The organism is Erwinia sp. GW821-FHT03D09 (genome assembly GCF_059420805.1).
In genome coordinates, this window is sequence record NZ_JBWKUK010000008.1 from 120,828 (window position 1) to 136,126 (window position 15,299).

The window sequence follows — 15,299 nt, forward strand, 5'->3', positions numbered from 1 at the left end:
CTCATCGTCATGAGCGGGATGGCAACCGCCACACTCGGCGGTATCTGCCAGCAATAATGACGTCTTATTCTCTCCAGGAGTGTTTTTGTATGCCTCATACAGATGCCGGGTCATCAAAATGGCTGGGCTTGTGGTGTTTCCTGCTAGGGTTAATTCTGCTGGCAGCAGGCCTGTATTTTGTCATTGGTGGTGTGAAACTGATTTCACTTGGCGGTAGCTGGTACTTCGCAATTGCCGGTATTTTCACCGCCATTTCTGCGATTCAGTTTTTTCGTCGTAAATCATCCGCAGTTCTGATTTTTGCTCTGGTGTTTATTGGTACCGTAATCTGGGCCATTCAGGATGCCGGTATTGATTTCTGGCCGCTGGTTTCCCGTGTGGTATTTTTCGCCGGCATGCTGTTGCTGGCGCTGATCACTTACCCGGCGTTACGCAAGCGTGAGGGCAAACCTTCAGCCGCTAAGCTTTCCTACGGTCTGAGCGCTGTGACCGTGGTTGGTCTGCTGATTACCGCATTCGAAATGTTCCAGCCGCATCCTCCGGTTGCTTCAAGCGGTCAGGAACTGCCGCTGGTCCCGGTGGATAAATCAGCTGAACAGAAAGACTGGGATAATTACGGCAACACTGCCGGAGGTAGCCGCTTTGTGGCGTTGGATCAGATTACGCGTGACAACGTGAAGGATCTGAAACCCGTCTGGACCTTCCACACCGGTGATATTCCTGAAAGCCCAACCGGCAACGGTGCTGAAGATCAGCAAACCCCGCTACAAATTGGCGATCGTCTGTATCTCTGTACTCCGCACAACAACGTGATTGCCGTGGATGCGGATACCGGTAAACAGATCTGGAAAACCGAAATCAACGCGCAGTCGCAGGTATGGAACCGCTGCCGTGGTCTGGCTTACTTCGATGCTACTAAACCACTGCAGCAGCCAAGCGTGCCGGATTCAACGCCGGTGACCGCGGTGACTCTGGCTGCCGGTGATACCTGTCAGCGCCGTCTGTTGATGAACACCATTGACGCGCGTCTGGTGGCTATCAACGCCGATAACGGTGAAATGTGTCAGAACTTTGGCGATAAAGGTTTTGTTGACCTGAAAGCCGGTCTGGGTGAAGCCGGCGATCCAAAATATCAGCTGACCTCCGCGCCAACCCTGGCGGGTACCACCGTTGTTGTCGGTGGACGCGTGGCTGATAACGTGCAGACCGATATGCCTGGCGGCGTACTGCGCGGTTTTGACGCGATCACCGGCGAAATGCGCTGGGCGTTTGACCCGGGCAACCCGGACCCAACGGCCAAGCTGGAAGCGGGCAAAACCTTTGTTCGTAGTACGCCGAACTCCTGGGCTCCGATGTCCTACGACCCGGCAATGAACACCGTGTTCCTGCCGATGGGTAGTTCGTCCGTTGACCTGTGGGGTGCAAACCGTAACGCGCTGGACCATAAATATGGCGCCTCTATCCTGGCGCTGGATGCGACGACCGGTAAAGAGAAATGGGTGTACCAGACCGTTCATAACGATCTGTGGGACTTCGATATCCCAATGCAGCCAAGTCTGATTGACTTCCCGCAGAAAGACGGCAGCAGCAAACCAGCAGTGATATTTGGTACCAAAGCAGGCCAGATCTTCGTGCTGGATCGTCTGACCGGTCAACCGCTGACCGAAGTGAAAGAAGTGCCGGTTAAGCCTGGCAACATTCCTAACGAGCAGTACACGCCGACCCAGCCTAAGTCTGTTGGTATGCCGCAGATTGGTGCGGATACGATGACCGAGTCTGACATGTGGGGCGCTACGCCGTTCGATCAGCTGGCCTGCCGTATTAGCTTCAAATCTATGCGTTACGATGGTCTGTTTACTGTTCCGGGTACCGACCTGTCCCTCAGCTTCCCGGGTTCACTGGGCGGTATGAACTGGGGCAGCCTGTCAACCGATCCGAACAACCATTACATCTTTGCTAACGATATGCGTCTGGGTCTGTGGGTTCAGATGATCCCGGCGAAAACCACCTCTGGCCCGGCCAGCAACGGCGGTGAAGCAGTGAATACCGGTATGGGCGCAGTACCGCTGAAAGGCACTCCGTATGCGGTAAATAAAAACCGCTTCATGTCACCGCTGGGCATTCCTTGCCAGAAGCCACCGTTCGGTACGCTGTCGGCTATCGACCTGAAAACGCAGAAAGTTGTGTGGCAGGTGCCGGTAGGTACGGTACAGGATACCGGTCCGTTTGGTATTAAGATGAAGGCGCAGATGCCAGTGGGTATGCCAACGCTGGGCGGTACGCTTGCGACTCAGGGCGGCCTGGTGTTTATCGCGGGTACTCAGGACTACTACCTGCGCGCTTTCGATACCTCAACCGGTGAAGAAGTGTGGAAAGCCCGCCTGCCAGTCGGTAGCCAGGGTGGCCCAATGAGCTACAAATCGCCGAAAACAGGTAAACAGTACATCCTGATTTCTGCCGGCGGTGCGCGTCAGTCCCCGGATCGCGGTGACTACGTGATTGCCTACGCGCTGGATAAATAAGTCGAGCGACTTACTGGACTGAGCGTTCTGTAATGCAGCGCTCCCTTCTGTAAAAGCGTCATGCTGACCGGAGGGGAATCCTAAAAAACCGCTGTCTCTTTGAGATGGCGGTTTTTTTATGCATTGAATACCTGGTTGTAAACCTGCTTTACGGCCTACATAGCTTAACAAGCTGAAAGTCGGGATATCGTGGGTAACAAGCTGCCAGCGAACAGGCGTTCGGGGTTCAGCCTCTATAACAATTTCATCGTTTTTATCTTTATAAATAAGTAAAAGTTGCTGTGAATGTGGGTTGGGGTTCAGCCTCTACTGCTGCTCCAGGGCGGTCCTCGCGCCGTGCATGGCACGGTGCCATCGGTTACGCCATTTCGCCAACGGATCGGCCAGGATTGAACGTCCCTGTTCAAACCCGGCCTGACGCCAACATCCCTGTTGTCATCTCCTGGCGCAATGGCTTCACCTCAGCGCTGCGGATGCCCTTACGCAGCAGCAGAGGCTTTCCCTTTTAGGTAATTTCATCGCTTTTCGCTTTTGTCCTTCAGGCAACACAGAAGTCAGAGAGCAGGCTGGCAGTGTCCCCGAGCGGGCAATCCACAGCGCTGAACGGAGAGAGGAAGCCAGGATTTGGCCGCATGGACGCGGCCAAAAGTCACAGCCGGGCAGGACGCCCGTCTGTGGCGATCCGGGAGGCTGACGAACGAAGTGAAGGGACCGCAACGCGGCGCGAGGACCAGCCCGAACGGGGACACTGCCAGCCAGCGCCAGCCTCTGAGGCTGCAAGCGGCATGACAAAATCCAACCATATCGTGCAAGCGACGCCTGATGGCTCAGGAAGCAGAACGCCTACGGGGTTTCTTAACCGGTGCTATCGGCGTAACCGCAGTCACTTCGCTCTCCACCCAACCATCATCCAGCCGCGTCTTCAACGTATCGCCAGGATGCAGCTGCTGCGCTTTCTTTACCACCTGACCATCCGCCGCCGTGGTGACGCTAAATCCGCGTGCCAGCGTGGCCAGCGGGCTGACGCCCTCAAGCTGAGCTGCCAGATTGCTGAAGCGCTGCTTATTGCCGTTAAGCTGCTGCTGCATTGACTGCTGTAGGCGATACTGCCACTGCTGTAGCTGCTGGCGCAGACGCTCCACGCGCATTTCCGGGCGAATAGCATTCAGACGCTGCTCCACGCGTTCCTGCTGGCGCAGCGCCTGACGCACCTGTAACTGCACGGCATCATCCAGACGTCGGCGCAGCTTAATCAGTGCGGTCTGTTGCCTCGCCAGCTGAAGCTGCGGATGCTGCTGCTGAAGGCGGTGATGCAGGCGGGTAAAGCTGCGCTGCTGCTGCGCAAGATAGTAATCCATCGCCATCTCCAGCCGCTGCTGCTGTGACTGAAGCTGACGCAACAGCTCAATCTGGTTTCGGCTAACCAGTTCGGCAGCCGCAGAAGGCGTTGGCGCGCGCAAATCGGCGACAAAATCGGCAATAGTGACATCGGTTTCATGGCCCACGGCGCTGACAATAGGAATACGGCTGGCAAAAATCGCCCGCGCCACGCGCTCGTCGTTAAAGCTCCACAGATCTTCCAGCGAACCACCACCGCGGCCAACAATCAGCACGTCGCATTCGCCACGGGCATTGGCCAGCTCAATCGCACGGACAATACCTGCAGGCGCTTCAGCCCCCTGAACCTGAGTCGGATAGATCACCACCGGCAGGGAGGGATCGCGGCGATGCAGAACGCGCAGCACGTCGTGCAGCGCGGCACCGCTGGCGGAGGTAATCACCCCTACCTGACGGGCCGGAGCGGGCAGCGGCTGCTTGTGAATCTGTTCGAAAAGCCCTTCCGCCATCAGGCGCTGCTTCAGCTGCTCAAACTGCTGCTGCAACAGCCCGTCACCGGCAGGTTGCATGCTCTCTGCAATCAGCTGATAGTCGCCGCGCGGTTCATACAGCGTGATGGTGGCACGCACCAGCACCTGCTGACCATTCTGCGGCCGGAAGTTAACACGTCGGTTGCTGTTGCGGAACATCGCGCAGCGTACCTGTGCGCCGTCGTCCTTCAGCGTGAAGTACCAGTGGCCTGAAGAGGGCTGGGAAAAATTGGAGATCTCAGCGCTCAGCCACACCTGGCCCATCTCCATCTCCAGCAGCTTGCGCACTGTAGTATTGAGACGGCTGACGGTAAAAATATTGGCGGTTGGCGGTAGCGGCATGTGATGAAGATCAAATTTTAAATCAGGGGGTTAATTAACCGATACTACATGGCTGAACGAAGGTTTCAAGAGTTTTTATTAAAAAGTACTGGAGGCAATCGATTACGGCCTGTATAATGCCGCGGCAATATTTTACAAGTTCTCATTCACCCTGAGGTTGAGATATTGCCATGCTAAGAATCGCTAAAGAAGCCCTGACATTCGACGACGTACTGCTCGTTCCTGCTCACTCTAACGTACTACCGAACACTGCCGACCTCAGCACCCAGCTTACCAAAACTATTCGTTTGAACATTCCAATGCTGTCCGCTGCCATGGATACCGTGACCGAAGCCGGTCTGGCCATTGCGCTGGCGCAGGAAGGTGGTCTGGGCTTTATCCACAAAAATATGTCCATTGAGCGCCAGGCGGATGAAGTTCGCAAGGTGAAAAAACACGAAAGCGGCGTCGTGACTGAACCGCAGACCGTGCTGCCAACCACCGCGCTGAGCGAAGTGAAAGCGCTGACCGAGCGCAATGGTTTTGCCGGCTACCCGGTTGTTAACGGCGAAAACGAACTGGTGGGTATTATCACCGGACGTGACGTTCGCTTCGTGACCGATCTGTCACTGCCAGTTTCCGCTGTGATGACGCCGAAAGAGCGTCTGGTGACGGTGAAAGAAGGTGAGGCCCGCGAAATCGTACTGCAGAAAATGCACGAAAAACGCGTTGAGAAAGCGCTGGTTGTTGATGACAGCTTCCATCTGCTGGGCATGATCACCGTTAAAGATTTCCAGAAAGCCGAGCGTAAACCTAACGCCTGTAAAGACGAGCACGGCCGCCTGCGTGTGGGTGCTGCTGTTGGTGCGGGCGCCGGCAACGAAGAGCGCGTTGATGCGCTGGTAGCCGCCGGTGTTGACGTGCTGCTGATTGACTCCTCTCACGGCCATTCTGAAGGCGTGCTGCAGCGTATTCGTGACACCCGTGCTAAATACCCTGACCTGCAAATTGTTGGCGGCAACGTGGCAACCGGATCCGGTGCGCTGGCGCTGGTTGAAGCGGGCGTGAGCGCGGTGAAAGTCGGTATCGGCCCTGGTTCTATCTGTACGACCCGCATCGTGACTGGCGTAGGTGTACCGCAGATCACTGCCGTATCCGACGCGGTCGCCGCGCTGGAAGGTACCGGTATTCCGGTCATCGCCGATGGCGGTATTCGCTTCTCTGGTGATATCGCCAAAGCTATCGCTGCCGGCGCTTCTGCGGTGATGGTTGGCTCCATGCTGGCAGGTACCGATGAAGCACCTGGCGAAATCGAACTTTACCAGGGCCGTTCATTCAAGTCCTACCGCGGTATGGGTTCCCTGGGCGCGATGTCTAAGGGGTCTTCTGACCGTTATTTCCAGACCGATAACGCCGCTGACAAACTGGTGCCGGAAGGAATCGAAGGCCGCGTAGCCTATAAAGGTTTCCTGAAAGCTATCGTGCATCAGCAAATGGGTGGCCTGCGCTCCTGTATGGGCCTGACCGGCTGTGGTACTATCGACGACCTGCGTACCAAAGCGGAATTTGTTCGCATCAGCGGTGCCGGGATTCAGGAAAGCCACGTTCACGACGTGACCATTACCAAAGAGTCCCCGAACTATCGTATGGGTTCCTGATAAACTCTGCACTGTGCGCCCGGCTTAGTCGGGCGTTTTACTACTTCCCGTATTTTGAATTACATCGCCCTGGAATAGCCAATGACGACGGAAAACATTCATAAACACCGCATTCTGATCCTCGATTTCGGTTCACAGTATACCCAGCTGGTTGCGCGCCGCGTACGTGAGCTGGGCGTGTACTGCGAACTGTGGGCGTGGGACGTAACCGAAGAGCAGATCCGCGGCTTCAAACCGAGCGGCATCATCCTCTCCGGCGGTCCGGAAAGCACCACCGAACACGGTAGCCCGCGCGCGCCGGAGTACGTGTTTAACGCCGGTGTGCCGGTGCTGGGCGTATGCTACGGCATGCAGACCATGGCAATGCAGCTGGGCGGCGCGGTTGAAGGTTCTAACGAGCGTGAGTTTGGCTATGCGCAGGTAGAAGTGAAAACCCAGAGCGCGCTGACCCGCGATATCGAAGACGCCCTGAGCGCCGCCGGTAAGCCGCTGCTGGACGTCTGGATGAGCCACGGCGACAAAGTCACTGCGATTCCGTCCGACTTCGTGACCGTTGCCAGCACCGATACCTGTCCGTTTGCCATTATGGCCAACGAAGAGAAGCGTTTCTACGGCGTGCAGTTCCACCCGGAAGTAACCCATACCCGTCAGGGCCAGCGCCTGCTGGAGCGCTTCGTGCGCGATATCTGCGAGTGTGAAGCACTGTGGACCCCGGCGAAGATTATCGAAGATGCCGTTGAGCGCCTGCGCGAACAGGTTGGCGAAGATAAAGTGATCCTCGGCCTGTCCGGTGGCGTTGACTCTTCCGTTACTGCAATGCTGCTGCATCGCGCAATCGGCGATCGTCTGACCTGCGTATTCGTGGATAACGGTCTGCTGCGTCTGAATGAAGCCCAGCAGGTGATGGAGATGTTTGGTGACCACTTTGGTCTGAACATCATCCACATTGAAGGCGAAAAGCGCTTCCTGTATGCGCTGGCGGGTGAAAACGATCCGGAAGCCAAACGTAAGATCATCGGCCGCGTGTTTGTTGAAGTCTTCGACGAAGAAGCGCTGAAGCTGGAAGACGTGAAGTGGCTGGCACAGGGCACCATCTATCCGGACGTGATTGAGTCTGCGGCATCTGCCACCGGTAAAGCGCACGTCATCAAATCTCACCACAACGTGGGCGGCCTGCCGAAAGAGATGAAGATGGGCCTGGTTGAACCACTGCGCGAGCTGTTCAAAGACGAAGTGCGTAAAATCGGCCTGGAGCTGGGCCTGCCGCACGCGATGCTGTTCCGCCATCCGTTCCCGGGCCCGGGTCTGGGCGTGCGCGTACTGGGCGAAGTGAAGAAAGAGTACTGCGACCTGCTGCGCCGCGCAGACGCTATCTTCATTGAAGAGCTGCACAAAGCCGACCTGTACAACAAAGTCAGCCAGGCGTTTACCGTCTTCCTGCCGGTTCGTTCCGTCGGCGTGATGGGCGATGGCCGTAAATACGACTGGGTTGTTTCCCTGCGTGCAGTAGAAACCATCGACTTTATGACCGCACACTGGGCGCACCTGCCGTATGACTTCCTCGGCCGCGTTTCCAACCGCATCATCAATGAAGTGAACGGCATCTCTCGCGTGGTTTACGATATTTCCGGTAAACCACCAGCCACGATAGAGTGGGAATGATTTAACGCCAGTCCCTGGATAATCACTTCTGTTCAATACCGCAAAAAGCCCTCTGTTTCACGGAGGGCTTTTCTTTTCAAGGGCGATTCGGTGTTAAGCGGATACCCGCAGCACGGGTGATTTCCGTCAGCGTTTTGATAGTTGGATTACCTTCAGCTCAAATCCACATCCTTCCAGCCAAAGCACCACGTGATGATAAAACCGCTCAAGTAAGCGATGAGAGGCCCTGCCGCGTAGACCGCCATACCCGTGTAGATCCCCTCGTTAGAGGTCATCAGCGGCAGTGTCACCAGCCCGGACGGGCCGAACACGGTGTTCATGCCAATCGGTAACCCAAGCCATGCCACCAGGCCAATAAAGAAGCCGCCGCAGGCACCGCCCAGGCAGGCGGTGACAAACGGTTTTACCCTGGGGAGCGTGACGGCATAAATTAGCGGTTCGCCGATGCCCAGCAGGCCGGGAATAATCGCGCCTTTAACCTGATTACGCGTGGCTGAGTGCCTGGCCGAACGGAAGTAAAGCGCCAGCGCGGCACCGACCTGTCCACCTCCGGCCATCGCCAGTATCGGGAACAGAGAGTTGAATCCCTGGGCATCCATCAGAGCAAAATAAACCGGGATAAAGCCCTGATGCACGCCGAAAACGACCGCAATCAGGAACAATCCTGCAAGAATCGCGCAGCCAAAAGGATTGCCGTTCAGGTGCAGGAACAGCCAAGACATGCCTTTAAACAGCTCACCACCAATCGGCATGATTAAGGTAAAGGTGATTGCGCCGGTAATAACCAGCGTCAGCAGAGAGGTGAGGATCATGTCGAGATTGTCGGGGATAAAGCGGCGGAGCTGCCGTTCAATCCACGCGCCGAGAATTGAGGCAATCAGCACGCCAATAATATTCCCTCGCGGATCGATGCTCATGCCAAAAAAGTTATCGATCCCGGAGAAGTAGCCCACCGTTGCACCCGGGTTGTAGCCCATAACGAACAGCGAGGCGATAATGGCGCCGTTGACACCGGTTCCGCCAAATGCCTTTTGCGCGTTGTAGCCAATCAGTATCGGCAGGAAGGTAAACAGCCCCTTGCCGAAAATCTTCATGTAACCGACGATCTGCACCAGAGTGACATTTTTCTCCTCGGCATTTGCCAGCAGGCTTTGCTCGAGCAGCGTCGCAAAACCCAGCAGCATCCCGGCGGCAATAAAGCCGGGTATCAGCGGCGTAAAAATGGTGGCGAACTTAGCCAGAAACTGATGTACGGCGCTGGTTTGGCTGGCTTTTATCTTCTGCTTATTATCGCGAGCCACCGCGTCAATAGCCGGGCCTTCAGCATCAGCAACCGCATCGCGGGCCAGCAGCGTATTCATCATTTCAGCGGCGGTTTGCGCTTTACCCGGCCCGAGAACGATTTGCAGCTGATCGTCGGTGTTAATTACGCCAAGAACCCCCGGCAGCGCTTTCAATCTGTCGCGATCCACAAGCTGGTCATTGCTTAACGTCAGGCGCAGTCGGGTCATGCAGTTTCCGCAGCCCACGACGTTGTTTTTACCCCCGACCTGTTGCAGGATCTCGGCAATTAACTGTTCGGTAATCTTTGCCATAAATCGTTCTCCGTATTGATCCGCGCGATGGGTATGGGGCAGAGGTTCCAAAATGGGGAATTTCTCGTCTCCCTATAAGCGGCCTGAGCCTTTTTCCGCTGAAAACCAAAAGATAGCGTTGCTTTAGTATTACAGTTTTCCGCTCACTCTTCCTGGCGGTCCCCTTTAGTTGTCAGCGCAGACAGCGGATTTAATGACAAAATGTGACCTTCAGCGTTGTAGCGCTGCGTTAATAGTAGGGAGACTGCAGAGAAAGGTAACGAATATGAAGAAAATCAGAATGTCTACACGTTTACGGGGTGAAGCCGTATGTCCGATGCTTCAGGTGCGTTCGTGGCAGGCCCTGGTATATATTCAGCACCTTTTGCGAAATTCAACGAAATTACTGATTTAACGATACAGTGAAATTTATCCCTGAGATTATGGAGGGGGTAAGCAGGTTTTATTACCCTTAAATAAATCTTTTTTGCTATGGCGATGGTGATTAAAACATCAAAATCCTGCGGTTAAAAAAGATGCGGTTATCTTCTGTCGATAACCTTAGTTATAAAATGTATATAAAGTAACCCCGTAATATCGGAGCCTTAACAGCGAGCGTTAAGTGGGGTGCTGAATTTTACATCATGTATGTTATCTGCTACTGCTTTTGGTTGCTAGAAATGACATTTAAATATTCAGAGTTAATTCAAATAATCACATTTTTTTATTTTTTTTTAAATGAATAATTAATCATTAAATTTACACTGATTTACGTTTATTTATGCACTTTTTATTTACAAAAGTGAATGAAACTGGCCCTTTTACCTGTTTTTTAGAGTGTTGAAGGTTATCATAATGTGCCTGAAAGGGTGTTTTTATGTGTCAAATTTGTTAATGTGTGCACCGATAGAGGCTTTTTTACCCCAGAGATGCCGTGCAGCAATATGCAGTTGGACAAGAGATAATCAGAAATATGCACTCACATACGCGATCCCGGAAATTGACGTTTCCGCTAAAGAGATTCCGTTAACATTTTAGATACTGTCTATAACTTGATATAGATAACGGTCATGTTTGCACGGATAGAGGCTGGCGAAAATCTAATTTTAATTATCTGAAAAAGCGATTGGTGATTATATCAACCATCGCCAGGGATGCCTTTGCTTTTTTTCAGGGAATACGTAACGTTGCTGGTTAAGCAACATGAAAGCTGCATCAGATATCAATTTTAAAAATTAACACCGAATGTCGTGGGGATATCGCCTGCGTACTGTTCGCTACAGATTAATTTCTCAGGTAAGGGCATCGGGAAAGCTGCTTACCTGTTATTAAAAAAGGAAAATCTAAAATGAATATCACAAGAAGAAAATTTTTGATTGGTGGTGCAGCCGTTGTTGCGGCCGGTGGCGCCGGGATATTGACCCCGATGTTGACACGCGAAGGTCGCCTGATCCCGGGTAAACCGCGCGTGGGTTTTGTTGACGGTCTCAACGGACCGTTGCCAAAGCAGTCTGATGTGGTGGTTGTGGGCGGCGGTATCCAGGGGATTATGACCGCAATTAACCTGGCTGAGCGCGGCCTGTCGGTTGTGGTTGTAGAAAAAGGGAATATTGCCGGTGAGCAGTCGAGCCGTTTTTATGGTCAGGTGATGACCTATAAAATGCCGGATGCCACATTCATGCTGCACCATATGGCGAAGCAGCGCTGGCGCGAGATGAATGCCAAAGTGGGCGCCGATACCAGTTATCGCACGCAGGGCAGGGTTGAAGTGCCACTGGATGATGAAGATTTAGCACACGTCAGACAGTGGATTGATACCAAACATAAAGAAGTAGGTTCGGATATCCCATTCAAAACCCGAATCATTGAAGGTGATGAACTGAGCCAGCGCTTAAAAGGCGCCACGTCCAGCTGGAAAATTGCCGGATTCGAGGAAGACTCAGGCAGTCTCGATCCTGAAATCGCCGCCTTCGTGATGGCTGAATACGCGATGAAGATCGGCGTAAAAATCTACACCAACTGTGCTGCCAGGGGCATTGAAACTCAGGCCGGTGCCATTTCCGATGTGGTAACTGAAAGGGGTGCAATCAGAACGTCGCAGGTTGTGGTTGCCGGTGGGGCATGGTCCCGACTGTTTATGCAGAATCTGAATGTGAATGTGCCAACGCTGCCAGCTTATCAGTCGCAGCAGCTGATCAGCGGTGCGCCGGGTGCGCCTGGCGGTAACGTTGCGCTGCCGGGGAATATTTACTTCCGTGAACAGGCCGACGGCAGCTATGCAACTTCGCCACGTGTGATTGTTGCGCCGGTTGTGCAGGAATCCTTCATGTACGGCTACAAGTATCTGCCGCTGATGTCCCAGCCTGACTTCCCGGTGCATATTTCACTCAACGAGCAGTTAATCAACACCTTTATGCAGCCGAAGCACTGGGAGCTGAATGAGGTTTCACCGTTCGAGAAATATCGCGATATGACCGCGGCTCCGGACGTCCCTGAGCTGGAAAGCTCGCTGGAGAAACTGAAAGCTGAGTTCCCGGCGTTTAAAGATTCAAAACTTATCGATCGCTGGAGTGGCGCGATGTCGATTGCGCCGGATGAAGACCCAATCATTTCCGTGGTGAAAGAGTACCCGGGTATGGTGATCAACACGGCAACGGGCTGGGGCATGACGGAAAGCCCGGTTTCGGCAGAGATAACCGCCGATCTGCTGCTTGGTAAGACGCCAGTGCTGAATCCTGAGCCATTCAGCCTCTATCGTTTCTAACGATATAGCAGCGAATAAACCGGACGCTTCTCAAGTAAGGCACCGTGAGCACACTCTGGCTGACCAGGCGCTTCGCCAGTCAGCTATAGTCAGCAAACTCTGTCTGAGAGGTGTCCGGGTGAAAATGCGCTGCAACACCACAAAAAATCCCACGACAATCGGGATGATGCGGTACAGGAACGGCCTGTTATCAACCTTTAATCATGTAATCCCAGTCCCTTAATCACTTTATCCACGATCTTTTTCGGCCCGCGTACGCCCAGCCCGACCAAATTTAAATTGTCTGCGTCCTCAGCCATAAACACGTCTCGATTAGCCTCATCGTGCCCGGTTGAAAACATCGCGTGCACGTAGGGAATCAGCGTTAACTCTCGCTCCAGCCCTTTACGATGTGCCGTCTGCAATCCATTGATGTCCGAGGTAAAAATCAGCATAGGCTGGCCGGACATATTGCCGTACTGGCGGCCTTTGGCATCAACGTAAGGCGCGCCCATAATTTCGGGAGCGGTGGCGGCAATCCCCGTAGCCAGAAACGCCACAACGTTTAATAGACGGTCTGAGGCTTTTGTGTCAATTTAGCGACAGTTGCTGCAAATCTGTTCTGCATCAATCCGCAACGCTCCGAACCGCCTCCTGCCCATTTCCGATCCTGCGCCTGGCGTTCGCACGCCTGAAAACAGGCGTAATAGGGGGGCGGATGTGAAATTTTGTGCGCAGTATTCCCCCTGAACTATGAACTGATAAAGGAGCCGGCCATGCTGCCACTGAAAGCACTGAGCCTGATTATTCTGTGTATTATGCTGCTGTCGCTGGGTGCCAGCCTGGCGCAGGCAACCCATCACTCGGGGGCAGCCGGGCAGGGTTGGTGGTCGGCCCGGCGTGATTCCTCCGGGATGGCACCCGATCCGGCCAGGCTGGCAAATCTGGCCATGGTGCAGGTCTATGCGGCACCCACCTATGGCTGGAAAGGCAAGGTGGCAGTGCATCCCTGGATTATCTTTAAGCGTGCCGGTGAAACCCATTTTAGCCGCTATGAAGTAATTGGCTGGGGCAGCGGCGACAAAGTGCGGCTGAATGCCAACCCACCGGATGGATACTGGTATGGCGCGAAGCCGCGCCTGCTGGTGGAACATCAAGGACCTGCTGCAGAAGCGATGATCCCGAAAATTCAGGCGGCGATTGCTTCTTATCCCTGGCCACAGACTTATCACGCCTGGCCCGGTCCTAACAGCAATACCTTCCTTGCTCATATCGGGCGTGAAGTACCCGATTTACAGCTTGATATGCCGGCAAACGCGGTGGGGAAAGATTTTCGCTCTCTGCTTAATCCGATAGGGTTGCCGCCTTCCGGGCGCGGACTGCAGGTGTCTTTGCTTGGCCTTGCCGGCGTCACGTTGGGAGCCGAAGAGGGGATTGAAATCAATATCCTTGGGCTGAACATGGGGCTGGAGTTTGCCCCGTTGCGTCCGCGCCTGCCTTTTATCGGTGGGATCGGTAGCGATAACCTACAAAGCAATCGTCTGCAAAACTAGCAGTTCTGTTCTTATCATCAATCTCCTGTTTGCCGGGGCTGGTTACAATTTGCGAGCTGGCCCGCAACATCATTCTCATCAATGTAAATCCACCGTCCTTTTTACGGCAGCGCTCCAGGTGTTGCTTTTTCACGCTGGTTCTTTCGATTCAGGCCTGGCAGAATATGCGCAAGCTGATGCTGGCACATCATCTGACTTTTCCTGCTCCGGTCCATGAAGGTTCAACGGCTTTCTGGCATCTTGCGGATGTGCTGTCCTGGCTGGAGGGGCGGGGAAGCTATCGCTTACCTGCGGGGGTACAGGAGGCCGCTCTGGTGGCATTGAGTATCAATCTGCTAAACCAGAAGCGGCGTTACCGACAGGAGTGAGCCAGCCGAGGCCGGTAAATACCGGCCTCGGCGTTATCAGGCGCTTGTTTCTTTTTCCGCGATAAACTCGTTCACCATTTCGTCAAATGAGGCATTGGCTTCGAAGCCAAGACGGCGGGCGTAGTCGGCATGGAAATCACCGGGCCAGGAGTTAACGATGTTAATAATCGCCTGGTCCTGCTGATAGCTGATTCGGGAAACGACCTCATCACCGGCAATCGTGCGCAGCGATCCGATCATCGTTTCTACCGTCACGGACAGGCCGCACAGATTGATCACGCGGCCCTGGTCCAGTGTATCGCCATCAAGCTCGTGGCCGCGGATCAACGCTGCTACGGCTTTATTCGGCGACATCAGCCACAGGCGGGTATCGGTGCTGACCGGGCAGTTCGCCGCTTCGCCGTTCAGCGGCTCGCGGATAATGCCACTGGCAAAGCTGGATGCGGCCGCATTCGGTTTACCCGGGCGGACGACGATAGTTGGCATGCGCAAACTGCGACCATCAAGGAAGCCACGGCGGCTGTAGTCTGACAGCAGCAGGTCGTTCATTGCTTTCTGCGTGCCGTAGGAGCTTTGCGGCATCCACACCTGCTCATCCGGTACTTTATCCGGTAGTTTGCCGCCAAATACGGCCACTGAGCTGGTGGTGACCAGGCGAATGCGCTGTGGCAGGGCGCGCAGGCGCTCCATAATCTGGCGGGCAGCGTCAACGTTGATTTTCATGCCGAGATCGAAGTCCTGTTCGGCCTGGCCGGAAACAATGGCTGCCAGATGGAACACGCTGTCGGTTTGTTCGTTAATCAGATTAGCCAGCTCGGCCGGGTTACTGATATCGCCACAGACAACGCGCAGGCGCGGATCGTCAATACCCGTCAGCGGGGCGATATCGAAGGCGGTAATTTGCGTGATGTTCTGCGGTTGGCCCTGGCGGTTAAGCAGTGAACCTTTAGCCAGCAGCGCCTTAACCAGTTTTTTTCCCAGGAATCCGGCGGCTCCGGTGATGACGATATTCATAGTTTGCCTCGTTAGA

At 54.3% G+C, this 15,299-nt stretch carries 10 protein-coding genes; 6 read left to right on the forward strand and 4 right to left on the reverse strand.

Annotated elements, in window-relative coordinates:
• The first annotated feature begins 89 nt into the window (after positions 1-89).
• Complete coding sequence (locus AC07U6_RS09820; RefSeq protein WP_494763445.1) at positions 90-2,522, forward strand: glucose/quinate/shikimate family membrane-bound PQQ-dependent dehydrogenase; 2,433 nt, start codon at positions 90-92, stop codon at positions 2,520-2,522.
• A gap of 827 nt (positions 2,523-3,349) precedes the next feature.
• On the opposite strand, the gene xseA is transcribed toward AC07U6_RS09820, so the two are convergent.
• A complete protein-coding gene (gene xseA, locus AC07U6_RS09825) occupies positions 3,350-4,732 on the reverse strand; it encodes an exodeoxyribonuclease VII large subunit (protein ID WP_494763444.1) in 1,383 nt (460 codons plus the stop codon).
• A gap of 170 nt (positions 4,733-4,902) precedes the next feature.
• Here xseA and guaB point away from each other — a divergent pair, with 170 nt between their 5' ends.
• Together guaB and guaA are read left to right on the forward strand one after the other, a co-directional pair.
• A complete protein-coding gene (gene guaB, locus AC07U6_RS09830; protein ID WP_494763443.1) occupies positions 4,903-6,369 on the forward strand; it encodes an IMP dehydrogenase in 1,467 nt (488 codons plus the stop codon).
• An 81-nt stretch (positions 6,370-6,450) separates the two neighbouring features.
• The gene (guaA, locus tag AC07U6_RS09835; protein ID WP_494763442.1) at positions 6,451-8,031 is read left to right on the forward strand and encodes a glutamine-hydrolyzing GMP synthase; all 1,581 of its coding nucleotides are present in this window, start codon (positions 6,451-6,453) and stop codon (positions 8,029-8,031) included.
• A gap of 152 nt (positions 8,032-8,183) precedes the next feature.
• On the opposite strand, the gene murP is transcribed toward guaA, so the two are convergent.
• On the reverse strand, positions 8,184-9,626 hold the full coding sequence (gene murP, locus AC07U6_RS09840) for a PTS N-acetylmuramic acid transporter subunit IIBC (RefSeq protein ID WP_494763441.1): 1,443 nt from the start codon (positions 9,624-9,626) through the stop codon (positions 8,184-8,186).
• A gap of 1,327 nt (positions 9,627-10,953) precedes the next feature.
• On the opposite strand from murP, the gene AC07U6_RS09845 reads away from it, so the two are divergent.
• Entirely contained in the window at positions 10,954-12,369 is a 1,416-nt protein-coding gene (locus AC07U6_RS09845) for an NAD(P)/FAD-dependent oxidoreductase (RefSeq protein ID WP_494763440.1), read from the forward strand.
• A 197-nt stretch (positions 12,370-12,566) separates the two neighbouring features.
• Here the strand turns inward: AC07U6_RS09845 and AC07U6_RS09850 are convergent, their stop codons facing one another.
• Entirely contained in the window at positions 12,567-12,944 is a 378-nt protein-coding gene (locus AC07U6_RS09850; protein ID WP_494764528.1) for a DUF2000 family protein, read from the reverse strand.
• Positions 12,945-13,124: 180 nt separating this feature from the next.
• On the opposite strand from AC07U6_RS09850, the gene AC07U6_RS09855 reads away from it, so the two are divergent.
• Entirely contained in the window at positions 13,125-13,901 is a 777-nt protein-coding gene (locus AC07U6_RS09855; protein ID WP_494763439.1) for a DUF3750 domain-containing protein, read from the forward strand.
• Between the two features lie 164 nt (positions 13,902-14,065).
• A complete protein-coding gene (locus tag AC07U6_RS09860; protein WP_494763438.1) occupies positions 14,066-14,269 on the forward strand; it encodes a hypothetical protein in 204 nt (67 codons plus the stop codon).
• A 36-nt stretch (positions 14,270-14,305) separates the two neighbouring features.
• On the opposite strand, the gene denD is transcribed toward AC07U6_RS09860, so the two are convergent.
• Positions 14,306-15,283 (reverse strand): D-erythronate dehydrogenase, encoded by a 978-nt coding sequence (gene denD, locus AC07U6_RS09865; RefSeq protein WP_494763437.1) that lies wholly within the window; start codon positions 15,281-15,283, stop codon positions 14,306-14,308.
• Positions 15,284-15,299 lie beyond the last annotated feature (16 nt).